Genomic DNA, 26,289 nt, shown 5'->3' on the forward strand with positions numbered 1-26,289 from the left:
TATCATTCTTATCTATACATTTGAAGTATCACATAAACACTCATAAAGATGAAACGGCTTTTACTACCCATAGTGCTTATTACTTTTGCTGTAATATGTCTCAGTATTGTACATATTGATAATATTAATAAGTTAGATGCTCAATCAAATGAACTAAGAAAAAAACATCAAACAGAGCATACGGTAAAACATAGAACAAATGATTCTTCGGTTAATATACCGGAAACCAAATGAAGGAATATAAACAATGATTTAATTACTATTGATCTATAAAAAGAGCGTTGAGTTCTGGAGTTGGAATCATACAACTTTCTTTTTTACCAAACCATTTATACCTGTTTTTGGCAATAATATCGTAAATCCAATCTCTAAAGAATCTAGGTAAAATAAGAAAAACAGAAAGTAGAGGATATATGCCAGAGAGTTGTTTTGCAATATGTAGAGCGGCTGTTGACTTATAATAGTAAGCAATATCAGGCTCAATTAATAGTATAGAGTCTAATTTTGTAGGATCAATATTTCTCTCTGCGATTAATTTTTTACCAATTTTACTTTGTAATGGAGCATAGCGAAATACATCATTTTTATCTCGTTTAATAGTAAATAAGACTGCAGTGTTGCATAAATTACAAACACCATCAAATAATATGATCTTTTTTCCATCTTCAATCATAATACAAAGATAATAGGAATATGTAGTATTAATAACCAATTATCAATATATTTAAGAATCATTTGGCGATTACAGAATCAATAACCTGTTGTGTCGTAATCTGAAGATTTTTAGGAAGTTTATTATCTTTTGGTAAAACAGCAAGATAGCGATCATTATTAGAATCATAGACTTGCTTGAAAACCGGGTCATCTAATTGCAAGGCATCACAAATTTCTTTAATTAGATCGAGATGATAAATAAGATCAGTACTTCCAAGGTGAAAAACTCCTTTCTTATTGCGATTAATGATATAATGTATTTGTTGTGTTAGCTTAAATATCGAAGTTGCATTAATAATAACATTAGGAAAAACTTCTATAGGTGCTTTAAGGTCATGAAGAGTTTTAAGCTCTTGTACTCTTGGAGTAGTAGAACCAAAAATCATAGGCACCCGAGCTATTACGTATTTATGAACAGGTAATCGCATTAGTGCATTTTCAATTTTTATTTTGAATCTGCCAAAAACGCTATCACTAAGGGTTTTGTCATATTCGTAAGATGGGTAATTGCTAAAAGAATCAAATACATTAGCACTAGAGATAAAAACAAGTCGACATTTATGTTTTTGAATCCATTGTATAATACGTTGATGCGCGTCTAATTGTGAATTAAAGTTACCTCTTAGAGCAGTAATAATAATGGTAGGCTTAAGATTATCTAGTAAAATAGAGATATCTTCCATTTCCATATCATACTGAAAGAACTTTTGATTTTTTTCAAAAAAAGGATTGTCGGTATGGTATGTACCGTAAGTATCAAAATAGGAATTAAGCTCTTTATATAATGCATTTCCTATAAAACCACTGGCTCCTATGATTAAAACTTTCTTCAATGTTAGTGATGTGTAAAAAAAATTAAGTTCCAAATATTACTACTGTAACTTTGAAACTTAACTATACTATTTTTATTGTAAAACTACCCTTTGTAGAAAGGTAATTTTATTACTGTTGCAGGAATTGCATTTTTACGTACCTGGATATTGATTTTACTTCCTGGTTTTGCAAAAATCGAAGGGACATATCCAAGACCAATACCTTTTCCTAAAGAAGGAGACATAGTACCAGAAGTTACTATCCCAATACTATTTCCGTTTCCGTCTACAATATCATAATCATGACGAGGAATACCACGTTCATCTAACTCAAAACCAATTAATTTTCGTTCTGCACCATGCTCTTTTTCTTTGGCTAAGGCTTCTGCATTAATAAAATCTTTTGAGAATTTAGTAACCCAACCTAATCCAGCTTCAATAGGAGAGGTGGTATCATTAATATCATTACCATAAAGGCAATATCCCATTTCTAATCTTAATGTATCTCTGGCAGCAAGACCAATAGGTTTAATATCATAATCTGCTCCAGCTTCTAATACTTTACTCCAGATTTGTTCTACTTCAGAATTTTTACAATAAATTTCAAAACCACCACTACCAGTATATCCTGTAGCAGAAATAATAACATGTTCGACCCCTGCAAAATCAGACACTTCAAAAGTATAAAATTTCATTGCTTCAAGATCAACAGAGGTTAAAGACTGCATAGCTATGGCGGCTTTTGGTCCTTGAATAGCTAATAAAGAATACTCATCAGATAGGTCACGCATGTCAGCATTCATTGTGTTATGACTGCTTATCCAATCCCAGTCTTTTTTGATATTAGATGCGTTGACCACCATAAGATACTTTTGATCAGCAATTCTATATACAATTAAATCATCTACAATTCCACCTTTATCATTTGGTAAGTAACTATATTGAGCTTTTCCATCTACTAACTTAGAAGCATCATTAGAAGTTACTTTTTGGATAAGGTCTAATGCATTGGGACCAGTAATAAGAAACTCTCCCATATGAGATACATCAAAAACGCCAACACTTTTACGTACTGTTTCGTGTTCTATATTTACACCTTCGTAAGATACGGGCATATTATAACCAGCAAAAGGAACCATTTTAGCTCCCAAGGCAGTATGAATTTCTGTCAAAGCAGTATTTTGCATAATAGATGATTTATGGTTATCAAATAGACGCCGAATGTAAAAAACTTTGTGTAGGTATCCAATGCTTTTTTGTATAATCCTAATAAATTATTGATTAGACATTATAATGATGATTAAAATTTGAATAGATAAAAGGTACAAAATAATTCTAAGAACATTTCTATTCATGGTATTTAGTAACTTTGACTAGTGTTATTAATGTATTGTAAACACATTTTAGTTATGCCAACAGGATATTCGGGGACACCTCTAGCCAAAAAATTAGGAATTAAAGATGATGATACACTAATGCTATATAAACAACCAAATTATTATTATAGTCTTTTTTCAGATATACCGAAAAGAATTAGAGAAGTAAAGCAGCCTAAAAATGAAAGTGTAGATTTTATTCATATTTTTTGTACCACTTTTGCAGAATTACAGGAAGTAGCAGTCATGTATAAGGTTGCTTTAAAAAAGAACGGAATGTTATGGGTAAGCTGGCCAAAAGGAAGCTCAGTAATTCCTACAGATCTTAAAAGAGATCCTATAAGAAATTATCTAATTAGTATTGGGTTAGTTGATGTAAAAGTGGCTGCAATAGATAAAGATTGGAGTGGATTAAAATTTGTATACAGAATCAAGGATAGAAATTAATGAGGTAAAAATTTATTGATATATCTATTTTTGAAGTTTTTATACCCAAATAATAAATTAATAAAATCTTTGGATATATGCATATATACCAAGGGTTTGTGGTTTGTTTTGTGATAATGAAATTTTTAGTGTTAATTATTTGTTGTAGTATCGTTAAAAAAAAATATTTACCTTTATCATGAATTATTGTACTAGTGAAAAAGGAATCACAAATAACACAAAGCTTTTTCATTAAGAATATAAATGAAGGAAATGAAGAAGCCTTCAAGATTCTTTTTGAACTTTATTATAGTAAGTTATTATATGTAGCTCAAAGCTATGTTTCTAATAAAGAAGAAGCAGAAGAGATAGTACAGGATGTATTTGTGAAAATCTGGAAAAACAAAAAAAATATTACTACTAATATTAATGGGTACCTGTTTAAGAGTACCAAAAATTCCTGCCTAGATTATCTACGATCCAAAAAATATAAGCTTAATCGCTCGAATAATATAGTGCAACTTGAAGCATTTATAAATCATAGTGCACTTGCAGATAAAGATGCTTCTTCTATATTAGAGAAAGAATTAGAACAAAGAATACAGACAGGTATTGAATTACTTCCTAAGAAATGTAAAAAAGTTTTTGTTAAAAGCCGAATTGAAGGTTTAAAGAATAGGGAAATATCTGATGAATTAGATATTTCTATTAAAACTGTAGAGAATCATATGTCTAAAGCTATAAAGCATATGAGGCTACATCTACGCGAATTTTTATCTTTTTTTTAAAAAAAACCAAAAATAATTGGGGGGGTAATACATATTTGTACGTCTGTATAAATATAAGACTGTAATTAATGCAAGAAAAAGACCTTATAAAGTATATAAAGGGAGATACCAGTCCTGATGAAAAGAAATTAGTAATTGAATGGATCAAAAAAGATAGCGAGCATCAAAAACAATTCAATTTATTAAAAGCAGAATATGTTGCTTCTACTTTGGATTCGTTAAGTGATATGGATGTCAATGCTCAGTATCAACGTTTTTCTTCAAAGAGAACTAAGAAGAAAAGATACTATTACACAGCTATTGCGGCATCTATAGTAGTACCTTTTATGATGTGGTATATGTTTACACCTTTTCCTAATAACAATTCGGTTGTTGATACTACAGAAATTTTTAATCCTACTACTAAGCATGTAGCTACGAGCCATGGAGGGTACAAAACAGTAGTGTTACCAGATGGTTCTACTATTGTATTAAATGCCAATAGTAGTCTTACTTACCCCAATACATTTACAGATAGTATTAGAAAAGTTACTTTGATAGGAGAAGCATTTTTTGATATAAAAAGGGATGTAACGAAACCTTTTATAGTAACTACAGACCATATCAATATTAGAGTTTTGGGTACATCATTTAATGTGAAATCCTATCCAAAAGACGAAAAAATTGAAACTACATTGGTAACAGGAAAAGTTGAAGTTTTTCAACAACAAAAAGAAAAACCCATCGTTTTGGAACCATCGCAAAGGGCAATTTTTGATAAAGAAAAAAGTAATATCAAAGTGGATAAAGTGGATTCTAAAAATATAGTTGCCTGGCAGGAAGGTAAATTAATTTTCGACAAGACCCCATTAAAACAAGTTGTATTAGATCTAAACAGAAAATATAATGTAGAGTTTACAATTAAATCTGATTCACTTCTACAATACAAATATACAGGAGAGTTCGATAACCTTACCCTAAAAGAGGTGTTGGAACTCATCAAAATGTCTTCACCCATTAATTATAAATATGTAAACAACAAAGTCATGCTCAATTCAGAATAATATAATAAATAGAGAAGAGGATGCGGTAACATCCTCTTCTGTTAATCATTTAACTAGACTCAGAATTAGAATAATTAAAATCACACAAAATTATGAAAAAAAACCTTTCCGGAGTTTTCTTATCCAGAAAACATCTTATAAGAATTATGAAAATTTATTCTTTACTTATATGTATTACCATTTCAAAACTATTTTCGTTTAATACATATTCTCAAAATATATCAATCTCCCTTGAGGAGGTTACATTGCAAATGGCCATTGAAGAGATTGAACAAAAAAGCGAATTTCGTTTCTTTTATAATAACAATTTGGTCGATATTTCAAGAAAAGTATCCCTTGTAGCAACCAATGAACGAGTGAAAAAAGTGTTGTACGGGCTATTTGATGATACTAATATAAATTTCAAGATTTATAAAAATCAAATTGTTTTATTTCCAAGAAATGTAAAAACATCAGGACTAGCTCTTAGAAATCTATTAGATTATATAGAAGAAAAGTCAATAGAGCAAACCAATAAAAATACGATTGGTACAAAAACCAAAACACAGCAAAATTTTGTAAGCGGTACAATACAAAGTGAAGAAGGCTACCCTTTACCAGGAGTTAATGTAGTTATTAAAGGAACAAACAAAGGAACATTAACAGATTTTGATGGTAATTATAAATTAGAAGCTAATCAAGGTGATGTTCTGGTGTTTTCTTATGTAGGCTTTGAAACACAGGAAATTGTAGTAACTAAGAATGTTATAGATGTAGTCCTAAAAGAAGATATTAGTAATCTCGAGGAAGTAGTTGTAACGGGGTATGCGGTTCAGCGAAAATCCAGGCTTACAGGTTCAGCAATAAATGTAAAATTAGAAGCAATTAATGCTACGCCAAGAGCAGCTATCCAAGAAAGTATTCAAGGTAACGTTCCTGGAGTATTGGTAACTTCTGATAGTGGTCAACCTGGATCTACACCAAATGTAAGAATAAGAGGTGTTGGATCTTTCACAGCCTCATTTCCACTATACGTTATTGATGGCATACAGACAAGAGATGCTTCTATAATTACTTCTCTTAATCCAGGAGATATTAAAACAATTTCTGTTTTAAAAGATGCTGCGGCTACGTCTATTTATGGAACAAGAGGAGCTAATGGTGTTATTGTTATACAGACAAAATCAGGAGAACAGGGCAAAATGATTATTTCATATAGTGCGCAAGCAGGATTATCTTCTCCAACAGTTGCGGATCGCTTTAAACCTCTTAAAACTTCAGAATTACAAGAGTTATTGGTAGAAGGGGTACAAAATGCAGGAATCAGAGATAATGATAATGATGCTTTGGCTTATATAACAGATAGAGGATTTAATCCAGATGTGAATACTGATTGGTTTGATTTGTTAACTAAAGATGGTTTTTACCAACAACACGATCTATCTCTAAGAGGAGGAAATGAAAATACAAAGTATTATATTTCAGGAGGATACTTTAATCAAGAAGGAGTTATAGTTGGGTCTCAATTTGAAAGAATGAATTCAAGGATCAAATTAGACCAAAGAATAAACGATAGAATTAATTTTAGTGCCAATATATCGTATAACAAAAATATTTTTGATATAAGACCAGATGGAGGTGCTTTTGCAAACCCTGTAAGATCCATATATCGAATACGACCAGACATTTCTCCATATAATGAAGATGGGACTTATAATTTTGGTTTTAATAGTACCCATAATCCAGTGGCCCAAGCTGAAACCGAGACAAGAAGAAATATTATACATAGAATTCTGGCCGGGGCAGATCTATCTTATAAAATATTGGATGGACTTTCATTTGAATCATCAATTAATATGAATCAAGGATTTAGAGATGATTATATACGACTACCTGCTGGTTTTGGAGATGGCAGACCAACAGGAAGAGGAAATCAGGACTCCGATTTTTTATTCACTTGGCTATTTAGAAATATGTTGAGATATAATATGAGTTGGAGAAATCATAATATGTCAGCTTTTGGAGGGTATGAATTACAAAAAACCAGAAATAAATTTACAGATATACAGGTAGAAAACATACCCGATGGTTTTGTAGACTTAAATGCAGGTAGTTTGCCTACAGAAGCTTCTACAAACAGAAGACAAAGTGGATTAAATTCTATATTTCTTAACGCAGAATATTCTTATAATGAGAAGTATTTGATTAGTGGGTCGCTTAGACGTGATGGTAGTTCTACATTTAAGGATGATAACCAGTATGGTGTTTTCTGGTCTGTTGGTATTGGTTGGAATATTGCCAACGAAGAGTTTATGAATTCATTAAGTTTTATAAATGACTTCAAATTAAGAGCGAGTTATGGAGAGAATGGAAACGATCCTATTGCTGGTAATGAAAATTCTAATAGTGTAAATGATAATCCTTATGCAGTATTTGATCTTTTTTCTATTAATGATTATGATGGTAGTCCAGGATTGTTCTTCTCTGATTTAGGTAATCCTAATTTAAAATGGGAGGTTAACAAACCTTTAAATATTGGACTTGATTATTCTTTATTTAATAATAGAATACAAGGGAGTTTTGATTGGTATAAAAGAGAAACTACAGACCTTATTAGAGCAAGACCTATTTCATCTACAAATGGAGACGTAGATATTGTACAAAATATTGGTGCAATGGAAAATACAGGAATAGAGTTTGAAATTACAACACGTAATATTGTGAGCGGCAATGATGGCTTTAGTTGGACGACCAGTTTTAATTATACAACCAATAAAAACAAAATCACAAAATTATCTGGTGATGGAGAGCCTATTATAGATGGTACTCGTATTACAGCAGTAGGAGAAGATTTTGAAACATTTTATTTGCCTCGATATGCAGGTGTAGATCCCGAAAATGGGGAAGCTTTATGGTTTATTAATGATGAATCAGATACTACAACCAATAGCTATGGTGATGCAGAGCAAGTAATTATTGGGAATGCTACTCCGGATTTTTATGCAGGGCTAAGAAATACATTTTCATATAAAGGAATTTCGTTGGATTTTCAGTTGTATAGTGCTTGGGGAGGATTAGTGTATGATACCTGGAACAGATTTACACTTAGTGATGGTTCTCGTAGACTCTCTAGTACAGGTAATGTAACTAGAGGTACATATGAAAGAAGATGGCAGAAACCAGGTGATATTACAGATGTACCGGCTTTTGTATATGGTAACAGACAAACCGGACAATCGTCTAAGCCATCCAGCAGATTTATATATGATGGGTCATTTATACGATTACGGGATGTGACTCTGGCATACACATTACCCTCTAAGAGTATTGAAACAATTGGACTTTCTTCTGCTAGAATCTATATCAAAGGAAATAATTTATACACCTATGTAAAAGATGATCGGTTAGAAAGAGACCCTGAGGCAGGATCCAATGGTAGGTTAAACCAGGAGATCCCGATTTCGAGAGCACTGTTTTTAGGTGTAGATTTAACATTTTAATTTATAGCATCATGAAAAATAAAACAATATATATCCTTGCAGCATTAGTTTTGATGTTAAGTGCTTGTGAGGACACATTAGAACAAGAATTTTCTGACAATGTAGAAGTTGCAGATGCCATTGTAGACCTTAATTCTTTAAATCTAGCAGCAAATGGTTCTTATAGCTTATTTGCAGATACAGATGTATATAATCGTACATTGATGTTGCTTCCAGAAATTTTATCTGATAATGCTTTTATAGATGCATTTGATAATACAGGTAGATATCTTGATTTTGATTTATATACAGTAAATTCTAATAATAGATTTATAACTCCAGCCTGGGAGGATCTTACACGTATTATTGCTTCTACTTCAATAATTATAAGAAAAGCAGAATCATTATCTTTTCCAGAATCAGAACAAGAGGATGCCGAACAATATATAGGCGAAATGTATGCATTAAGAGCATTGGCATTTCATAATCTTCAATTGTTATTTGCGCAACCTTACAATTTCACATCAGATGCTTCTCATTTTGGAGTACCTATCCCTGATTTTGAAACTTTGGGAGATGGTGGTACTATTCAAGAACCAGGAAGGAGTACAACGGCTCAAGTTTATGCTCAAATTGAAAGAGATTTAGTAAAGGCTATTGATCTTATGAAAGAACAGTCATCTCCTTCTAGAATAGATGTTTATGCAGCAAAAGCATTACTCGCCCGAGTGTATTTACATATGGAAGAATGGGGAAAAGCAAGAGATATGGCTACCGATGTAATTGATAATAGTGGAAATAAACTATTAGAGAATCAAGAATACATTGCAAGTTGGGCTTTAGATGATAATAGTGAGACTTTATTTACATTGGTAAATAATGAAACTGATAATTCTGGAACAAATTCCATAGGTTATTTTTATCTTACTTATAAAGATGCTTTCGCCACAGACGATTTTGTGAATATTTTGAGTAATACAGATGTTAGAAAAGAATTGTACCCGGTTGATGATGGTGTGAATTTGGTTACGAAATTTCCCAAAGTAGCGGCTCAAGATGATAACATACAAATATTAAGGTTATCAGAAATGTATTTAATCAAAGCAGAGGCTCATGCTCAATTAAATGAAAATATAGACGCTCAACAAACTTTGGACACTATTATACAGAGAGCCGATCCATTAGCAATTGCATCTACAGAAACTGGACAGGCATTAATAGATAAAATTGTTTTAGAAAGACGTAAAGAATTAGCTTTTGAAGGGTTTAGACTTTATGATCTTAGTAGATATAGAATAACATTTAGTAAATTTCTTCAAGATGGTAACCCTATTGTAATTTCTGCTCCAGAGAACAGAACAATTATGCCTATACCTATCGATGAGATTAATGTAAACCCGAATATAGCTAATCAACAAAACCCGGGGTATTAAAATATTAAGAAGAATCAAGATTTGAGTTAGTCATTATTGGTAATGGGCTCGATTAATAGTAAAAATTAGTCGAGCTCATTTAATATAAAGACTTATTTGATCAGTATATTTCCATTTAAAAATCCATATCTTGGCAGTAATAAAATGTAATATTTTGTACATCTAATTTTGAATGGATGAACTATAAAATTCTTAATGAAAATTTGATTTATGATGGCTTTTTAAAAATTAAAAAAGCCGTTGTTACTCATGATCGTTTTCAAAAAAATACTCCAGTGACATATTCCCGAGAAATGGTAGATCGAGGAGATTCTGTTGCAATTTTATTATATGAGAAAGATACTAATCATCTAATCTTAATCAATCAATTTCGTTATCCTACTACAAAAAAAGGTAATGGTTGGCTTATTGAAATTCCGGCAGGTGGATTAGAAGAAAATGAAGATCCTGTTGCATGCGCTATTCGTGAAACCGAAGAAGAAACGGGATATCAAGTAAATGATTTAAAACATATCACTACATTTTATGCTACACCAGGCGGTTCTTCTGAAAGAATGTATCTGTATTATGCCGAAGTTTCTGAGAAAGATAAAATACATAAAGGTGGGGGACTAAAGGAGGAGGAGGAAGATATAGAGCTATGTAAGTACCATATCTCGGAAATAGATGATTTATTAATATCCGGAAAGATAAACGATGCAAAAACCATTATAGCACTACAATGGTTTAAAATAACCCGGCTTTAAACTATTTTTGGATACTTATATCGTATACAAAAAGAGTCTTCATGAATTGAAAAAGAAATTATTATTTACAATTGGTAGTAACGGTGATCTTTTTTAATTTCTTCCAGATTTGATGTTCGAGGGGCTGCGGAGATAAATTAAACAATACAAGGTGTTTATTTTGTAATTCACATCTACTATAGTTTACTGTAATATTTAAATTCAACTCTTTTTTTGTAGTAAAAGCATCATAAGTAAGTATTTTTCCTACATATAGAGAATCATTTACTTTTTCAAAAAAAGCTTTAGATTTAGGTATTTTGTTCTTTTGTATAGAATCCATTTTGGATACCAAATGCATTAAACCATCAAAATAAGCTTCCATTTCAGATTCAATTTTTTTGGTAGATAGTCGTGGATCCTCATTTAAATCCCATAAAAATGCATATGAAAAATAGTCAGAAGCACCTTCTTTTCCCCATCCAGGAGCAAAACGAACATATTCTATACCCGAATATTGTAAAGAAGTGGCGAATTCTAAAGGAAATTCAATAACTTCGCTCCTCCAATTTTCTGAAGCACTTAATAAATTTTTAGTATTTGAATCATTGCCACATTGAACAAATAATATCGTTATTATAATAAAAGGTATGGTTTTTGCAAAAGACATATTAAAGTGTTATTTTATGCAATAAAAATACAAAATTGTTTAATTACAGATTTTTCATAAATTTGTGTTAAAGGGAATAGAATACAAAACCTACAAAATGAATTATTATAGAGAATTTTTACTATTATTTATTTTCGCAATTCAGATGGCCCCAGCTCAGACTGAACAAGATCGAAAAGAAGCAGAGATTATTAATGTCCAAAAAGGAATTGTTGCCAAGCTCACAGGCCATGAACCTATTAGAGGAAGAAAAAAATTAAAAAGCAGATCGAGTGCTTCCGAAAGGAAAACTACTGCCGATTTTTTATTTAGTTCTTTAAAAGATATAGGGCTTAAACCTGAAAAGCATACTTATAATGTAAAGGATAAGAAAGGAAATTTATTTAATGGCGCAAATATCTTTGCAGAGATTCCGGCTACCAATGGTAGTGACGAATACGTTGTGATAGCAGCACATTATGATACTGTTAAGGACAGCCCTGGTGCGGTTCATAATGCTACAGGTGTTGCGATTGCATACTATGTCGCATTGAAATTAACAGAATTAAAGGAACGCAAAATAAATTTCATGGTTGTATTTTTTGACCACTGGAAAAGTAATATGGTCGGTACAAGAATGTTTACCAAAAAATTGAAAGACGAAGAATATAAAATTCATTCTATGCACCGATCTGATTATATGGGTTGGGATAATGATGAAGATAGAGCTATAGAAATGCTAGCATCTAGCCTTAGCTTAGAATCATTATATCGTCTTGAATCTCCCGTGCCTATATATAAGAGAGAAGTGGCTACACCAGAGAGTAGATTTTTCGCTAATTTTGGTTTTGAAACTGTGACACTTACTGCAGAATTGAAAAATGCAGATAATTCACCTTTTGTACGCCAGAGTGAAGATAAGTATACAACGGTAAATTTTAAATACCTGGCATCTACTACGGATATCGTTCATGGAGTAATGAAATCCTTAGCTACAGATTAAAAAAATAAAAACTATACTTTTAAAAGAGTTCTTACTTCAGTAAGAACTCTTTTAATTTTTCATAACTATTTACCGTTATGCTGTGTTTTTCCTTATCCATTACTTTTTGGATCTGACTAGGAATTTCTATAGTAGTGTTCAAAGTTTCTTCGACTATATTTAGAAATTTCACGGGGTGTGCAGTTTCTAGAAATATACCATATTCATTATTAGTAAGTTCCTGTTTTTTAAGACCTAAATATCCAACAGCCCCATGCGGATCAGCAATATATCCTGTTTCTTTATAAATCATTTTCATAGTTTCTCTGGTTTGATCATCATTAAAACTATAAGCAGAGAAATTATTCTTAAGCTCAGCAAAACTATGATTAAAAAGCTGTTGTATTCTAATAAAATTACTTGGGTTACCTACATCCATTGCATTAGAAATTGTAGCTTTTGATGGCTTTGGTTGATATTCTGAAGTTTCTAAATACCTAACAACAGTATCATTTATATTGGTCGAGGCTACAAAATGTTTAACAGGAAGTCCTAATTTTTGAGCAACAATTCCAGCGCAAATATTTCCAAAATTACCACTAGGGACAGAAAATACAATATCTTTTTTCTTATGTTTAACCTGTTTGTAGGCAAATAAGAAATAAAATAATTGTGGGAGCCATCTGGCCACATTGATAGAATTTGCCGACGTTAATTGTTTATGATCAGTAATACTTGTATCCAGGAATGCAGTTTTCACCATTTCCTGGCAGTCATCAAATACTCCGTCTACTTCTAAAGCTGTTATATTTTGCCCTAGTGTAGTTAATTGTTTCTCTTGTATTTCACTTACTTTTCCGCTTGGATAGAGAATAACTACATTTACACCTTTTACTCCTAAAAATCCATTTGCGACTGCACCACCTGTATCCCCAGAAGTAGCAACCAAAACAGTAACCTGGTTTTCGTTATTTTTATTAAAATACCCTAAGCATCGCGCCATAAAACGGGCTCCAACATCTTTAAAAGCCATAGTTGGACCATGAAATAGCTCTAAGGTTCCTATATTATTTTCGACTTTTACTACAGGGAAATCAAAACTTAAAACATCAGTCAGAATATCGCGTAGTTCTGGTTCAGGAATTTCTTCCCCAACGAATTGTTGTATAGCCTGATAGGCAATTTCAATGTTATCCAGATCTTCTATGTTTTCAAAAAACGAAGTGGGTAACGGAGTTATATTTTCCGGAAAGTATAATCCTCTATCTGGAGCTAAACCTTTTATGACGGCTTCAGAAAAAGATACTTTAGGAGCATTATTATTTAAGCTATAGTACTGCATTATTTTTTATTTTCTGTATTCGGTTTCTTCTATTATCTTAATTCCTTTGCTATTAATTTTTGAAATGTGTATATCAAAATCAATTCCTGTTTTGTTGTAAATATCTTGTATCACACCTGCTACGTCATTTGCAATCTTCATACCTTTACTAAGTGCAAAAATTGAAGGACCTGAACCAGATATCCCCGAACCCAAAGCACCTTTTGCAATAGCAGCGCTTTTTACATTGTTAAATTCAGGAATTAAAATGGATCGTAATGGTTCGATAATTACATCATCTAAACTTCTACCGATTAAATCATAATCTTCTGTAAACAATCCAGCAACAAATCCTCCTACATTTCCCCATTGGTGAATTGCTTTTTTTAAAGTTACTTTATGTTTGATTACAGATCGGGAATCTGATGTTTTTACCTCTATTTGCGGATGAATAACTGTCATTACCAGGTCTTTTGGAGAATGTAGTTTTATAATATCTAATGGGTCATAACTACGTACCAAAGTAAATCCACCAAGAAGGGCAGGGGCAACATTATCTGCATGTGCGTTACCGCTTGCTAATTTTTCTCCTTCCATTGCAAATTGCACTAATTCGTGTGTGGTAAATGGATTGCCTAATAAATGATTTATAGCCCAAACGGCACCAGAGCTACTGGCAGCACTACTTCCTATTCCGCTACCTGCTTTTATCTTTTTGTAAATTTCAATAGCGACTCCAATATTCTTTCCATATGCTTTAAGAAAAGCTTCAACGGCAACACCAGCAACATTTTTATGAGTTTCCATAGGAAGGTTAGCTCCTTCAATCTTTGTTATTTTTACACCAGGATCTTCTGTGATAGAAACTACCATTTCGTCACCAACGTTATCCAAGCAGCATCCTAATACATCAAATCCGCAAGAAAGATTAGCAACCGTAGCAGGAGCAAATATTTTGATACTTTTCATTTGTTGTTTTTTTAGTACATTTTATTTGTCAGACCGACATTTTATACTATTTACTTTTACCAATCCTTATAATATCTGCAAAGATACCAGAAGCAGTAACTTCGGCTCCAGCACCCGCTCCTTTAACAATTAGAGGTTGTTTAGGATATCTATCGGTATAAAAAAGTACAATATTATCACTTCCTTCGAGATTATAAAAGGGATGATCAACTGGTATGTGCTGCAACCCTACTTTTGCATTTTCTGCTTCATATTGTGCTACATATTTTAATCGACATTGTTTTTTATTGGCCTCGGCCAGGATTTCTTTAAAATGATCTTCGTTTTGGGCTAGTGAATTAAGGAACTCGTCTACACTTTTGGTTTCTAAACTTTCCTGAGGAAGAAATGCTTCGTTCTCTATATTATCCAATTCCATAACTTTTTCACTTTCACGAGCAAGGATCAAGATTTTTCGAGCTACATCAACCCCGCTTAGGTCTATCTTAGGATCAGGTTCTGTATATCCTTCTTGCTGAGCCTGTTTTACGATATCATGAAAAGTAACTTCTTCGGTATAATTATTAAATACAAAATTAAGACTGCCTGATAATACAGCTTGTATTTTATGAATATTATCTCCAGAAGCAATTAGGTTATTAAGTGTGTCTATTATTGGTAAACCTGCTCCAACATTGGTTTCGTATAAAAACGGAGCATTAAATTTTCTAGAGAGATCTTGCAATTCTTCATAATTAGAATATTCATCGGCACATGCAATTTTATTACAAGTTACTACAGCCATGCTTTCTGCCAAATAGTGTTTATAAATCTTGGCAATATTAGGGTTTGCAGTATTGTCTACAAAGATAGAATTACGTAGATTCATTTCTTTTGCTTTCGCAAAAAATGATTCTGCATTGGCTTTTTCTCCTTGTGCAAGGGTTTCTTGCCATTTATCAAGATCAATTCCGTTTTCATTAAAGGCCATTGTTTTGGAGTTTGACATCCCGACCACACGAATTTTTAAACGTAATTTATCTTTAAGATATTTATTTTGTTGCTGAAGCTGTTCAAGTAATTTACTTCCTACGTTTCCTACACCGGTTATAAATAAATTGAGCTGTTTCGTTTTTACTTCAAAAAATCGTTCATGTAATATGTTTAAGGCTTTTTTGATGTCTTTTTTTGCAATTACTACAGAGATATTTTTTTCTGAAGCACCTTGCGCAATAGCTCTTATATTTACATTGTTTTTACCCAATGTACTAAACATTTTACCACTCAATCCTTGGTGATGATACATATTATCACCAACCAATGCAACAATAGCTACATCATTTTCTATTTTAACGGGATCTAGTTTATGTTTAGAAATCTCAAATTCGAATGTAGTATCCAAAATAGTTTTGGCTTTCTCTGCTTCAGAAGCTTCGACAGCAAGACATATAGAATGCTCAGATGAAGCTTGTGTAATAAGGATTACATTTATATTTTCTAAAAATAAAGCTTCAAATAAACGTTTCGAAAATCCGGGAATGCCAACCATGCCACTTCCTTCCAGAGAAATGATCGAGATACTATCTATATGACTAATTCCGGTTACTGGTTTTTTTCGTTCTTCTACCTTTCGAGTAATAAAAGTTCCTTGATCCTTAGGTTTAAAAGTATTTTTAATCACTATAGGAATATTCTTTTCTAATACAGGATGTATAGTAGGAGGGTATATTACTTTAGCTCCAAAATGAGAAAGCTCCATAGCTTCCTGATATGAAATATGATATACAGGTTTCGCTTGTTTTACTAATTTTGGATTGGCAGTATATAACCCACTTACATCTGTCCAGATTTGTAATTCGTTGGCATCGATAGCCGCTGCTAGAATGGCAGCAGTAAAATCAGATCCACCTCTTCCTAATGTTGTGGGTTCACCATCCTGCATTCTTGCAACAAAACCGGGGAAAAGACTTACTTTGTGGGTACTGTTATTTGCAAATTCTTTGATTCTGGCATTGGTTTCTTTATAATCTATTACAACTTTAGAGTTAATGGTTTTAACAATGAGCTCTCTAGAATCTTTTAAAACGATATCTAAGCCTTTTATTTTGGCAGCTTCAGAGATAATATAAGAAGAGAGCATCTCTCCAAAACTTGCAATTACCGCAGCAGTTTTTGGGGATAATTCACTTAATAAATATACTCCTTCACACAATGATTCTAAGGCATTAAGCTCTGCTTTAACCTTACTTATTATTGCACTTTGGGATACGACAGGAATAAGAGTTTTTACAGCCTCAAAATGTCTTTTTTCAATTTCTGCCAGTGTGTTTTTATAATTTTCATTATTAGCAGAAGCTTCCTCTCCGGCTTGTAACAACAAATCGGTAATTCCACCCATTGCAGAAACGACTACATATAAGGATTGATTTTGTGATTGTTGTTTTATGATTTCTATTACGCTTTCTATGGTCGATGCATTAGCAACAGAAGAACCTCCAAATTTTAGAACGTTCATATGATATATTGTATTTTTTAAGTTGAAATTATTAATAAAAGCTTTGTTGGTAATTCTTTTTTGTGAATTACATACGTGGTCCGGTGGTAATATATAAATGAACTAACCCCTAAGGGTAATAATAGTAATAGTACCTGTTGTAATAGAAGAAGCCTCAGATACGATAATCGTTCCTAAGGTAAATAATAAAGCCAATAAGAAAATGGTACTAAACATTTGTTTGCTTTACTTTGCGTGTTCAAATGTATAATTTTTTACTTTTAAAGAAAATTAAATTAACGGCATTCTTAAACTTTTGCTAATTCAATAATTAATAGCTTATTTCATTATGTAATTCATAAAAAAAGTATGAAACAGAGTAGATTAAAATTGTATTTATTGATTTTGAGAAAGGATTATTTAATTTATTAAAAACTCTTAACATAGAGTTTCTAATATAAAAGCATGAACTAATAGAATACATATTAATACATATAGATAAATGAAAATATTTTCTGCGCAACAAATGCGTATGGCAGATGAAGCTACAATGGTTTCGGCTAAGATTACATCATTAGAATTGATGGAACGTGCTGCAACACAAATTTTTAATTTGTTACATAGCAGACTACAAGGGTCTCCAATTATGATCCATGTTTTTTGTGGTATAGGAAATAATGGAGGAGATGGATTAGTGGTTTCGAGATTATTGCTAGAACATGGGTATAATGTAAGAACTTATATTGTAAATTTTAGCGATAACAGATCAAAGGAATTTCTATCTAACTATGATCGATTAAAAGAAATAGCAAAGGATTGGCCTATCCAGCTTAAATGTGAAGAGGATTTTCCTCAACTCAAACGTGAGGATATGATTATTGATGCCATTTTTGGTATTGGACTTAACAGGCCATTGGTACCTTGGGTAGTTTCTTTGATCAAACATCTTAATACTTCAAGGTGTTTTAAGCTTTCGATAGATATTCCATCGGGTTTGTATTCTGATAAAGCACCAGATAACCCCGAAGGAGTTATTTTTGCAAATGTTACGGTTACGTTTCAATTACCAAAACTTGTTTTCTTTTTACCAGAAACGGGCATGTATACACAAGATCTGGAGGTGATTGATATTGGATTAGATCGCAATTTTTTAATGCAAAACCCTGGTGTCGGCGTCTTAATTAATAAGAACGAAGTGTTACCATTATATCGACCAAGACATAAATTTAGTCATAAAGGTACTTATGGTCATTGTGTAATGATAGGAGGAAGTTACGGTAAGATGGGAAGTGTGGTCTTAGCTACTAAAGCAGCCTTAACGACAGGAGCTGGTTTGGTTACTGCATATATTCCAGAATGCGGATATGAAGTACTTCAGACTGCTGTTCCAGAAGCTATGGTAATTGCAGATAGTGATGATGAATTAGAAGAAATCACCCTGGATTTTAAACCTGCAGCTATAGGAATTGGAATTGGTCTCGGAACTGGTGAAAAAACCATTAGTGCATTTGAAGAGTTTTTAAAAGAAAATACATCTCCTCTTGTGATAGATGCCGATGGGATCAATATCCTGGCAAAAAAACCTGAGTTCCTTGAGAAACTTCCGAAGAAAACTATTTTAACACCACATCCTAAGGAGTTAGAACGATTAGTAGGTAAATGGAAAGGTGATTTTGATAAAATTAAAAAAACAAAGGCATTTTCAAAACAACATGATTGTATTGTACTAATTAAAGGAGCCAACTCTATAACTGTATTTGAAGATCAATTGTATGTGAATAATACAGGGAACCCCGGAATGGCAACTGCAGGAAGTGGTGATGTACTTACGGGAATGATTACTAGTTTATTGTCTCAAGGTTATGATCCTCTGCATGCTGCTGTTTTTGGAGTCTATCTACACGGAAGTTCGGGAGACATAGCTGTTCAAAAAACTGGTTTTGAAGGATTGATCGCTAGTGAAATCTTATCTCATATAGGTCCTGCTTTTATAGAGTTGTTTAAAACTCCTAATATTGAAGGCCAACAAGAGAAATAAAGAATACATTTATGTATAGGAAGAATATGTTTTTTCATACAATTTTGTAAGTGTTTTGGAGTTAATTTTAGTGTAATCTAATTACATTTTGAAAGATAATTAAAAAGCAAAATGATGACAAAAACAAAATTATTAATAGCTGCTCTACTTTTTGGAGTGCTATTGAATTCGTGTTCTAATGATGATGATGGCCCAGCAGTTGCCATAATAGAATTAGAGACGATCGGATTAAAAGCTCTTACAGGAGGAACCTCTTATCAAGGATGGATTATTGTTAATGGACAACCTGTTGGTACTACTAAGTTTACTAACCCTACAGGAGTTGTTCGCTTAGAAGTATTTGCTTCTGACCTTACAAGTGCAACTCAGTTTATATTGACAGTAGAACCAGTGGGAGATATTGATAACAAACCTTCTGATACAAAAATTTTGACCGGTAATTTTAATAGTAATTCTGCACAGCTTAGCTTTCTACCAGTAGTTGCTGATCTTTCTGATACATCTGGTCAGTTTTTCTTAGCAACTCCTACAGATAATGCGGGAGGTGTAGATAATGGTAATGATGAGTTTGGTGTATGGTTTATGAATGGTGCTACTACTCCTGGTTTATCTCTTCCTACTCTGTCTAACGGATGGAAATATGAAGGCTGGGTAGATTTCGGAACTCAAACTTTATCTACCGGTACTTTTTCTAATGTTAGTGGTGTTGATGATGGAAATTTCTTTAAAGGATCAGGAGGAACTGTTCCCGAGTTTCCTGGAGAAGATTTTCTAGTTTTACCAACTCAAGTTCCGATTACAGGAATTACACTTCCTGCTGCTGTAACAAGTAAAAGAGTGTTTATTACAGTCGAGCCTGTTGGGGATGGTGATCCGGCTCCGTTTTTTATAGAACCACTTAGTGCAATTGCAGGAATTACAACGGGATCTGGGAATCCTATTACTATGTTGTCTAATACTGTTGTTCCTTCAGGAATTGTAAAGAGACCAAATTAGTATTTTTAAATAGATATAGTATAGTAATAAGGTTGTTTGAAAAGTAGCTTTTCAAACAACCTTATTTTTTGAATTTTAAAAAACAAGTTGTAGATATTATCTCCTTGGATGAAAACTATGTATAACTTCACTTAAGTGACTTCGGTCGATATGCATATATATTTCTGTAGTCGTAATGCTTTCGTGACCCAACATTAATTGAATAGCTCTTAAATCGGCACCATTTTCTAAAAGATGAGTAGCGAAGGAGTGTCTAAAAGTATGTGGGCTAACCTGTTTATGGATTCCTGCTTTTTCTACCAATCGTTTTATGATTGTAAAAATCATTGCCCGGGTGAGTTGTCTACCTCTTCTGTTTAAAAATAAGGTGTCTTCATGCCCTTTTTTAATATCAATATGGTTACGAATTTCGGCAGTGTAAATATTGATATATTTTTGAGTGGTTTCTCCTATAGGTACAAAACGTTGTTTATCACCTTTTCCGGTAACACTAATGTACCCTTCATCAAAAAAAAGACTGGATTTTTTTAAAGTGATAAGCTCGCTTACTCGTAAACCGCATCCATAAAGAGTTTCAATAATTGCACGATTACGCTCTCCTTCTGGTTTACCAAGATCGATTTGGGCAATAATGAGATCTATTTCTTCAACAGATAGCGTGTCGGGTAGTTTTCTACCTATTTTTGGAGATTCTATAAGTTCCATTGGATTAGATTCTCTATAATCTTCAAAAACAAGATAATTAAAGAAACTTTTTAATCCAGAAATAATTCTTGATTGGGAACGCGGGTTAACCAGTTTTGCTATTTCAAAAATAAACTGCTGAAGTATCTCTTTTTCAATAGAAAGGGGAGTAGTTGCTATATCTTGATGTTCGAGAAATTTTAATAACCGCTGAATATCAAGAGTGTAGTTAATAATTGAATTTTCAGACAATCCTCTTTCAATTTTCAGGTAATGTTTGTAGTCTTTTATCGCGTGGTCCCATTTCATTACTACTAAGATATGATATAAAAGAAAACCATCCCAATTTACTTATAGGTGGTTTAGAAATAATAAATCAATGTTTTTATAGATGTATGACAAACCCTATGTTGAATTGGAAAACATCTTTATGAAATCGGTCATCTAAGCTAAAATTATATCGTAATCCTGGCTCAATACTTACCTTATCTCCTAGAAAAAAAGCATAACCTCCCTGTACACCAAAATAGGATGGATCTTGTTTTAAATCTGTACTTGCACCATTATAATCGATTTGTACAGGGATTACTCCAATAATATAATATTTGGCACCTATTTTATAAGAAAAAGAGTCAAATGATTCAGAGTCTCCACCTTTATCTATAGACCCGTAGCCTAAACCTATTTTTAGAGATAAATCATCCATAATAAAATAGCCTACTTCGGTACCGATATTAAAGGTTGATCCCCCATTATCAGAAAAACTTGTAAATTGAATACCCGTATTAGAAGCACTTGCTGCTCCAAAATTTGTATTAGCTTCGATTAACCATTTTCCTTTAATAGTTTGACCATTGTTTTGAGCATTTGCAAAGACAAAACTTATTACTGCTAAAACAGGTAATATCACTTTTTTCATAATCTATTATTGGTTTTAAAATTGGTTGCTAAACTATTTAATTTGCCAATACAAAAAGTTAATTAGTTATTAATATTTTAGATACTAATTTTGAAAGTGTATTTTTTATTTGGTAAAGAATAAAAAGTATCAATTTATGGTAGAACATAAATTCTAAAACCATATTAATAATAACATCTAAGAGTATTCTAAACTATTGAAGTGCATTTTTTGTGTGTAGATTCAGGTTTTTTAAAAAATAAAACTACTTTTGAGTAGTAATAGTATTTATTATATGATGAAGAAATTTTTTCTTATTGTTTCTGCCCTAATGATGATCACATCTTTAACTGCTCAACAAGAGAGTGAAGAATTATATACTCGTGCAGGATTTAAATTTGGGCTTAATTATGCAAATATAACCGGAGATATAAAAAATACAGATGCGCGAGTGCGAATGCACCTGGGGGCTGTCATAGAATTTCCTGTATCTCAACGGTTTTTTGTACAGGCAGAAGTATTGTATACAGCACAAGGATATAAAGTTGATGATAATGGAGAAGAAAACAAAATCAGCTTAAATTATTTAACATTGCCTATTATTGCTAAATATTATTTTACAAATAAGTTTAGTTTGGAGACAGGACCACAACTGGCTATATTGGCAAATGCAACAGAATCCGCAGAGAATACTCCTGATGAGTTCTTTGATTCTTTTAATAGTTTTGATTTTAGTTGGGGATTTGGAGCTGGATATAAGACAGAGTCTGGTTTGTTTTTTCAATTACGATATAATCTGGGCCTAACAAATATTAATGATATTGATACCTTAGATATAGATTTTAAACATTCTGTAGCACAATTATCGGTTGGGTATTTGTTTAAAACTAAGAATAACCGAAGACGACAGGATCCTATTAATGAATAATAAGCATATAATACATAATTGTTTGTTATGAATTAAACTACTAAAAAATTAAACGTGTGAAATTACTAATCTTAAATGGCCCTAATCTAAATCTCCTAGGTAAAAGAGAGCCAGAAGTATATGGAAATCAAACTTTTGATGAATTCTTTACTCAATTACAATCTGACTTTTCTGCACTAGAATTATCTTACTATCAATCTAATATAGAAGGGGAGTTGATCACTAAAATACAGGAAGCAGATGATTGCTGTGATGGAGTTATCCTTAATGCGGGTGCGTATACTCATACTTCTATTGGTATAGGAGATGCTATAAAGGCAATATCAATTCCTGTTGTAGAAGTACATATATCAAATACTTTTGGCAGAGAAGAGTTTAGACATCAATCTTATATATCACCAAATGCAAAAGGTGTTATTCTAGGGTTTGGTTTACAAAGCTATATACTGGCAATACAAAGTTTTTCTATAAAATAGTAGAGAATAGAAGCACCTATTTTTAAAATAATTAATATAAAAATGCCTTATTATCTTGGATAATAAGGCATTTTTTAAGATATATAACTTATTTATAAATGAATTACTTCATCGTATGCATCTGCGACTGCTTCCATTACAGCTTCACTCATTGTAGGGTGAGGGTGGATAGCTTTTAATACTTCATGACCAGTAGTTTCTAATTTTCTACCTAATACAGCTTCTGCAATCATATCGGTAACTCCGGCACCAATCATATGACAACCTAGCCACTCACCATATTTTGCATCAAAAATCACTTTTACAAAACCATCTTTGGTTCCTGCTGCACTTGCTTTACCCGAGGCAGAAAAAGGGAATTTTCCAACTTTTAATTCGTAACCAGCTTCTTTGGCTTGCTTTTCGGTCATTCCTACACTTGCAATTTCTGGAGAAGCATATGTACAACCAGGAATATTTCCATAATCGATTGGTTCTACATGCATTCCTGCAATTTTCTCAACACAGGTAATTCCTTCTGCAGAGGCAACATGAGCTAGGGCAGGGCCAGAGACTACATCTCCAATTGCATAAATTCCCGGGATATTGGTTTGATACCAATCGTTTACTACAATTTTATCTCTGTCTGTAGCTATACCTAATTCTTCTAAGCCTATGTTTTCTATATTGGTTTTGATACCCACCGCAGATAATACAATATCTGCTTCGAGAATTTCTTCTCCTTTTTTAGTTTTTACAGTTGCTTTTACTCCATCACCACTTGTATCTACACTTTCTACAGAAGAATTGGTCATTACCTTAATTCCTGCTTTTTTGAAATTACGCTCAAACTGTTTTGATACTTCTTCATCCTCAAGAGGAACGAGGTTAGGTAAAAATTCTACTATAGTAACTTCTGTACCCATTGCGTTATAGAAATGTGCAAATTCGACTCCAATTGCTCCCGATCCCACCACAATCATTTTCTTTGGTTGAGATTCTAAGGTCATTGCCTGTCTGTATCCAATTACTTTTTTACCATCTTGGGGTAAGTTAGGTAGCTCTCTAGATCTAGCTCCTGTTGCTACAATAATATGTTTTGCTTCATAATCAGTTGCTTTTCCATCTGCATCTGTTACTGTTATTTTATTACTGGCTTTTAATTTCCCAATACCTTCAAGAACATCGATTTTATTTTTCTTCATAAGAAACTGAACTCCTTTGCTCATTCCTTCTGCTACACCACGACTACGTTTTACAACTGCATCAAAATCTTTATCAAATTTATCTACAGTAAGACCATAATCAGAAGCATGTTTTAAGTATTCAAATACCTGAGCACTTTTTAATAGTGCTTTTGTAGGGATACATCCCCAGTTTAAGCATACTCCGCCTAAACTTTCTTTTTCAATTACTGCGGTTTTAAACCCTAATTGCGAAGCTCTAATTGCAGCTACATAACCCCCAGGACCACTTCCTAAAACAATGATATCATATGTGTTCATAAATGTCGATTTTTTGAAGTCACGAATTTAAGGATAATTCGGCTAACCAAAAAAGGATTTAAGTATTCCCTAAGAATAAGATTTTCATTAAAAAGGACAAAAAAACACCATGTTATATGAACATGGTGTTAATTTTTAGTAGTTTTTATTATAATTAGTACTTATTATAAAATATAATTGAATTATGTATTTCTTTAAAAATCTAATTTAAGAGCTGATTGTACGGCTTTAAAATCAGAGAAATCTATTTTTGAATTGTTTGCAAAGGTCGATGGTACTATTACTATTCTAAATACTTGATTATCTGTAAAGTTTGTTCCGATAAGATTAATATCTGGAGTATCTAATAGAATATCTACATCATTTAGAGTAAAATTAAATCGATATGTCAATTTACCTCCGTTGTCTAATTCAATCAGAGGAGTTGGAACTGGTTCCCATACGTCGCGACCATCAACAACATTTTCCAACCTATATACTAAAACTACATCTGCTTCAAAAACTTCTATACCAGAAGGAAAAGGTATATTAACGGCATATTCAGGAGCAATGAAATCTACATTGTCGATCTCGAATGTTTGTCCTATAGTATCAAAATCTGTATCATCATCGTTAGAACAAGATGTAAATATAAATGTGGCTAGACATAGTAGTGCGAAAATTTTTCTCATGAATTCTAAATTTTATTTATTATCGATTTATTTCTTATTAAAGTCTATACTAACAGAGTTAACACAATAACGTTGACCTGTAGTTGTTGGGCCATCATTAAATACATGGCCTAAGTGACTACCGCAATTTGCACATAATATTTCTGTACGTATCATACCGTGTGATGTATCTTTTATATATTCTACACTTCCTTCTATTGATTCATCAAAACTTGGCCAGCCACATCCCGAATCAAATTTAGAGACACTTTTAAACAAAGGTGTATCACAAGCCATGCAGGTATATGCTCCATCTTCAAAATGCATATTATATTCTCCGGTAAATGGTCTTTCGGTTCCTTTTTGTCTCAATATTCTATATTGTTCTTCTGTTAGCTTCTCTTTCCATTCAGCCTCAGATTTTTGTATCGGATACTTGCTCATTTTTTACTCATTAGATTTAAATACTAGAGCATCACCATTAATGCAATGTCTCATTCCTGTTGTTTCTTTGGGTCCATCACTAAATACATGGCCTAAATGTCCACCACATGTTCCACATAGTAGCTCGGATCGAGCATATCCTAATTTATGATCTATATCGTTATCAATACTTCCTTCTATTGCCCGGTCAAAACTTGGCCAACCTGTTCCGCTATCAAATTTATATTTACTTTCGTATAGTGGAGTATTACATGCAGCGCAATAAAATGTACCATGAGTATATAATTTGTTTAAAGGGCTAGAGAATGGTCTTTCTGTTCCGGCTTGCCTAAGAATATAGTATTGCTCGGATGTTAGCATCTTTTTCCATTCGGAATCCGTTTTAGAAACGGCATATACTTTACTCTCTTTTTTACCCTCTTTTTGCGCTGTACTTGTACAACTTATTGCCAGGATACTAATACATAATACAATAAAACGTTTCATAGTTTTTCTAATTTTAATTATAGTTATACCTAAGTA

Annotated in this window: 25 protein-coding genes; 12 read left to right on the forward strand and 13 right to left on the reverse strand. The window is 32.5% G+C overall.

The features are described 5' to 3' along the window. Nucleotides 1–48: 48 nt before the first annotated feature. Complete coding sequence (locus NNH57_RS23480) at nucleotides 49–234, forward strand: hypothetical protein (RefSeq protein ID WP_074406326.1); 186 nt, start codon at nucleotides 49–51, stop codon at nucleotides 232–234. 25 nt (nucleotides 235–259) lie between these two features. On the opposite strand, the gene NNH57_RS23485 is transcribed toward NNH57_RS23480, so the two are convergent. The 3 genes from NNH57_RS23485 to gcvT form a co-directional block, all read right to left on the reverse strand. Beyond that, complete coding sequence (locus NNH57_RS23485) at nucleotides 260–673, reverse strand: thiol-disulfide oxidoreductase DCC family protein (RefSeq protein WP_074406325.1); 414 nt, start codon at nucleotides 671–673, stop codon at nucleotides 260–262. 58 nt (nucleotides 674–731) lie between these two features. Next, nucleotides 732–1,547: a sugar nucleotide-binding protein gene (locus tag NNH57_RS23490; RefSeq protein WP_108809289.1), complete on the reverse strand. Its 816-nt coding sequence runs from the start codon at nucleotides 1,545–1,547 to the stop codon at nucleotides 732–734. An 83-nt stretch (nucleotides 1,548–1,630) separates the two neighbouring features. Continuing rightward, the gene (gcvT, locus tag NNH57_RS23495; RefSeq protein WP_074406323.1) at nucleotides 1,631–2,713 is read right to left on the reverse strand and encodes a glycine cleavage system aminomethyltransferase GcvT; all 1,083 of its coding nucleotides are present in this window, start codon (nucleotides 2,711–2,713) and stop codon (nucleotides 1,631–1,633) included. 222 nt (nucleotides 2,714–2,935) lie between these two features. On the opposite strand from gcvT, the gene NNH57_RS23500 reads away from it, so the two are divergent. From NNH57_RS23500 to NNH57_RS23525, 6 genes are all read left to right on the forward strand, one after another. Then, a complete protein-coding gene (locus tag NNH57_RS23500) occupies nucleotides 2,936–3,349 on the forward strand; it encodes a DUF3052 domain-containing protein (protein WP_074406322.1) in 414 nt (137 codons plus the stop codon). A gap of 194 nt (nucleotides 3,350–3,543) precedes the next feature. Continuing rightward, nucleotides 3,544–4,116, forward strand: a complete 573-nt coding sequence (locus tag NNH57_RS23505; RefSeq protein WP_159099336.1) for an RNA polymerase sigma-70 factor — start codon at nucleotides 3,544–3,546, stop codon at nucleotides 4,114–4,116. Between the two features lie 68 nt (nucleotides 4,117–4,184). Further along, entirely contained in the window at nucleotides 4,185–5,159 is a 975-nt protein-coding gene (locus NNH57_RS23510) for a FecR family protein (RefSeq protein WP_074406321.1), read from the forward strand. 92 nt (nucleotides 5,160–5,251) lie between these two features. Continuing rightward, nucleotides 5,252–8,638, forward strand: a complete 3,387-nt coding sequence (locus NNH57_RS23515) for a TonB-dependent receptor (protein WP_108809288.1) — start codon at nucleotides 5,252–5,254, stop codon at nucleotides 8,636–8,638. An 11-nt stretch (nucleotides 8,639–8,649) separates the two neighbouring features. Continuing rightward, nucleotides 8,650–10,050 (forward strand): RagB/SusD family nutrient uptake outer membrane protein, encoded by a 1,401-nt coding sequence (locus tag NNH57_RS23520; protein WP_074406319.1) that lies wholly within the window; start codon nucleotides 8,650–8,652, stop codon nucleotides 10,048–10,050. A 176-nt stretch (nucleotides 10,051–10,226) separates the two neighbouring features. Next, on the forward strand, nucleotides 10,227–10,796 hold the full coding sequence (locus NNH57_RS23525) for an NUDIX domain-containing protein (protein WP_108809287.1): 570 nt from the start codon (nucleotides 10,227–10,229) through the stop codon (nucleotides 10,794–10,796). Between the two features lie 61 nt (nucleotides 10,797–10,857). Here NNH57_RS23525 and NNH57_RS23530 read toward each other — a convergent pair whose 3' ends face one another. Then, nucleotides 10,858–11,445, reverse strand: a complete 588-nt coding sequence (locus NNH57_RS23530; protein WP_074406317.1) for a hypothetical protein — start codon at nucleotides 11,443–11,445, stop codon at nucleotides 10,858–10,860. Between the two features lie 97 nt (nucleotides 11,446–11,542). Between NNH57_RS23530 and NNH57_RS23535 the strand changes: the two genes are divergently transcribed. Continuing rightward, complete coding sequence (locus NNH57_RS23535) at nucleotides 11,543–12,427, forward strand: M28 family metallopeptidase (RefSeq protein ID WP_074406316.1); 885 nt, start codon at nucleotides 11,543–11,545, stop codon at nucleotides 12,425–12,427. Nucleotides 12,428–12,458: 31 nt separating this feature from the next. Here NNH57_RS23535 and thrC read toward each other — a convergent pair whose 3' ends face one another. From thrC to thrA, 3 genes are read right to left on the reverse strand one after another with little or no spacing between them, the layout of a single operon-like run. Further along, the gene (thrC, locus tag NNH57_RS23540; RefSeq protein WP_074406315.1) at nucleotides 12,459–13,748 is read right to left on the reverse strand and encodes a threonine synthase; all 1,290 of its coding nucleotides are present in this window, start codon (nucleotides 13,746–13,748) and stop codon (nucleotides 12,459–12,461) included. 6 nt (nucleotides 13,749–13,754) lie between these two features. Further along, nucleotides 13,755–14,696: a homoserine kinase gene (locus NNH57_RS23545; protein ID WP_074406314.1), complete on the reverse strand. Its 942-nt coding sequence runs from the start codon at nucleotides 14,694–14,696 to the stop codon at nucleotides 13,755–13,757. Nucleotides 14,697–14,742: 46 nt separating this feature from the next. After that, entirely contained in the window at nucleotides 14,743–17,190 is a 2,448-nt protein-coding gene (thrA, locus tag NNH57_RS23550) for a bifunctional aspartate kinase/homoserine dehydrogenase I (RefSeq protein ID WP_108809286.1), read from the reverse strand. A 481-nt stretch (nucleotides 17,191–17,671) separates the two neighbouring features. Here thrA and NNH57_RS23555 point away from each other — a divergent pair, with 481 nt between their 5' ends. Both NNH57_RS23555 and NNH57_RS23560 read left to right on the forward strand, forming a co-directional pair. Continuing rightward, nucleotides 17,672–19,207, forward strand: coding sequence for an NAD(P)H-hydrate dehydratase (locus tag NNH57_RS23555; RefSeq protein WP_108809285.1), 1,536 nt, complete (start codon nucleotides 17,672–17,674; stop codon nucleotides 19,205–19,207). 114 nt (nucleotides 19,208–19,321) lie between these two features. After that, on the forward strand, nucleotides 19,322–20,203 hold the full coding sequence (locus NNH57_RS23560) for an anti-sigma factor (RefSeq protein ID WP_074406311.1): 882 nt from the start codon (nucleotides 19,322–19,324) through the stop codon (nucleotides 20,201–20,203). A gap of 96 nt (nucleotides 20,204–20,299) precedes the next feature. Here NNH57_RS23560 and xerA read toward each other — a convergent pair whose 3' ends face one another. Beyond that, nucleotides 20,300–21,196: a site-specific tyrosine recombinase/integron integrase gene (xerA, locus tag NNH57_RS23565; RefSeq protein ID WP_108809284.1), complete on the reverse strand. Its 897-nt coding sequence runs from the start codon at nucleotides 21,194–21,196 to the stop codon at nucleotides 20,300–20,302. A 76-nt stretch (nucleotides 21,197–21,272) separates the two neighbouring features. Beyond that, nucleotides 21,273–21,806, reverse strand: a complete 534-nt coding sequence (locus NNH57_RS23570; RefSeq protein WP_074406310.1) for a hypothetical protein — start codon at nucleotides 21,804–21,806, stop codon at nucleotides 21,273–21,275. A gap of 274 nt (nucleotides 21,807–22,080) precedes the next feature. Between NNH57_RS23570 and NNH57_RS23575 the strand changes: the two genes are divergently transcribed. Then, nucleotides 22,081–22,713 carry a porin family protein gene (locus NNH57_RS23575; protein ID WP_082994747.1) on the forward strand — a complete coding sequence of 211 codons (633 nt, stop codon included), beginning with the start codon at nucleotides 22,081–22,083 and terminating at the stop codon, nucleotides 22,711–22,713. 56 nt (nucleotides 22,714–22,769) lie between these two features. Next, nucleotides 22,770–23,189, forward strand: a complete 420-nt coding sequence (aroQ, locus tag NNH57_RS23580) for a type II 3-dehydroquinate dehydratase (RefSeq protein ID WP_074406308.1) — start codon at nucleotides 22,770–22,772, stop codon at nucleotides 23,187–23,189. Between the two features lie 92 nt (nucleotides 23,190–23,281). Here the strand turns inward: aroQ and lpdA are convergent, their stop codons facing one another. The 4 genes from lpdA to msrB (NNH57_RS23600) all read right to left on the reverse strand — a co-directional run bounded on the left by lpdA (nucleotide 23,282) and on the right by msrB (NNH57_RS23600) (nucleotide 26,253). Continuing rightward, a complete protein-coding gene (gene lpdA / locus NNH57_RS23585) occupies nucleotides 23,282–24,673 on the reverse strand; it encodes a dihydrolipoyl dehydrogenase (RefSeq protein ID WP_074406307.1) in 1,392 nt (463 codons plus the stop codon). A 194-nt stretch (nucleotides 24,674–24,867) separates the two neighbouring features. Further along, complete coding sequence (locus NNH57_RS23590) at nucleotides 24,868–25,344, reverse strand: hypothetical protein (RefSeq protein ID WP_074406306.1); 477 nt, start codon at nucleotides 25,342–25,344, stop codon at nucleotides 24,868–24,870. Nucleotides 25,345–25,371: 27 nt separating this feature from the next. Then, a complete protein-coding gene (gene msrB, locus NNH57_RS23595; protein WP_074406781.1) occupies nucleotides 25,372–25,767 on the reverse strand; it encodes a peptide-methionine (R)-S-oxide reductase MsrB in 396 nt (131 codons plus the stop codon). 3 nt (nucleotides 25,768–25,770) lie between these two features. Continuing rightward, entirely contained in the window at nucleotides 25,771–26,253 is a 483-nt protein-coding gene (gene msrB / locus NNH57_RS23600) for a peptide-methionine (R)-S-oxide reductase MsrB (RefSeq protein WP_108809283.1), read from the reverse strand. Nucleotides 26,254–26,289 lie beyond the last annotated feature (36 nt).

The organism is Aquimarina spinulae (genome assembly GCF_943373825.1).
Lineage (GTDB): Bacteria > Bacteroidota > Bacteroidia > Flavobacteriales > Flavobacteriaceae > Aquimarina > Aquimarina spinulae.

Excerpts from the sequence above, each read along its gene's own strand:
- NNH57_RS23480 (WP_074406326.1), top strand. The coding sequence starts at position 49 with ATGAAACGGCTTTTACTACCCATAGTGCTTATTACTTTTGCTGTAATA.
- NNH57_RS23485 (WP_074406325.1), bottom strand. The coding sequence starts at position 673 with ATGATTGAAGATGGAAAAAAGATCATATTATTTGATGGTGTTTGTAAT.
- gcvT (WP_074406323.1), bottom strand. The coding sequence starts at position 2,713 with ATGCAAAATACTGCTTTGACAGAAATTCATACTGCCTTGGGAGCTAAA.
- NNH57_RS23500 (WP_074406322.1), top strand. The coding sequence starts at position 2,936 with ATGCCAACAGGATATTCGGGGACACCTCTAGCCAAAAAATTAGGAATT.
- NNH57_RS23510 (WP_074406321.1), top strand. The coding sequence starts at position 4,185 with ATGCAAGAAAAAGACCTTATAAAGTATATAAAGGGAGATACCAGTCCT.
- NNH57_RS23515 (WP_108809288.1), top strand. The coding sequence starts at position 5,252 with ATGAAAAAAAACCTTTCCGGAGTTTTCTTATCCAGAAAACATCTTATA.
- NNH57_RS23520 (WP_074406319.1), top strand. The coding sequence starts at position 8,650 with ATGAAAAATAAAACAATATATATCCTTGCAGCATTAGTTTTGATGTTA.
- NNH57_RS23525 (WP_108809287.1), top strand. The coding sequence starts at position 10,227 with ATGAACTATAAAATTCTTAATGAAAATTTGATTTATGATGGCTTTTTA.
- NNH57_RS23530 (WP_074406317.1), bottom strand. The coding sequence starts at position 11,445 with ATGTCTTTTGCAAAAACCATACCTTTTATTATAATAACGATATTATTT.
- NNH57_RS23535 (WP_074406316.1), top strand. The coding sequence starts at position 11,543 with ATGAATTATTATAGAGAATTTTTACTATTATTTATTTTCGCAATTCAG.
- thrC (WP_074406315.1), bottom strand. The coding sequence starts at position 13,748 with ATGCAGTACTATAGCTTAAATAATAATGCTCCTAAAGTATCTTTTTCT.
- NNH57_RS23545 (WP_074406314.1), bottom strand. The coding sequence starts at position 14,696 with ATGAAAAGTATCAAAATATTTGCTCCTGCTACGGTTGCTAATCTTTCT.
- thrA (WP_108809286.1), bottom strand. The coding sequence starts at position 17,190 with ATGAACGTTCTAAAATTTGGAGGTTCTTCTGTTGCTAATGCATCGACC.
- NNH57_RS23555 (WP_108809285.1), top strand. The coding sequence starts at position 17,672 with ATGAAAATATTTTCTGCGCAACAAATGCGTATGGCAGATGAAGCTACA.
- NNH57_RS23560 (WP_074406311.1), top strand. The coding sequence starts at position 19,322 with ATGACAAAAACAAAATTATTAATAGCTGCTCTACTTTTTGGAGTGCTA.
- xerA (WP_108809284.1), bottom strand. The coding sequence starts at position 21,196 with ATGAAATGGGACCACGCGATAAAAGACTACAAACATTACCTGAAAATT.
- NNH57_RS23570 (WP_074406310.1), bottom strand. The coding sequence starts at position 21,806 with ATGAAAAAAGTGATATTACCTGTTTTAGCAGTAATAAGTTTTGTCTTT.
- NNH57_RS23575 (WP_082994747.1), top strand. The coding sequence starts at position 22,081 with ATGATGAAGAAATTTTTTCTTATTGTTTCTGCCCTAATGATGATCACA.
- lpdA (WP_074406307.1), bottom strand. The coding sequence starts at position 24,673 with ATGAACACATATGATATCATTGTTTTAGGAAGTGGTCCTGGGGGTTAT.
- NNH57_RS23590 (WP_074406306.1), bottom strand. The coding sequence starts at position 25,344 with ATGAGAAAAATTTTCGCACTACTATGTCTAGCCACATTTATATTTACA.
- msrB (WP_074406781.1), bottom strand. The coding sequence starts at position 25,767 with ATGAGCAAGTATCCGATACAAAAATCTGAGGCTGAATGGAAAGAGAAG.
- msrB (WP_108809283.1), bottom strand. The coding sequence starts at position 26,253 with ATGAAACGTTTTATTGTATTATGTATTAGTATCCTGGCAATAAGTTGT.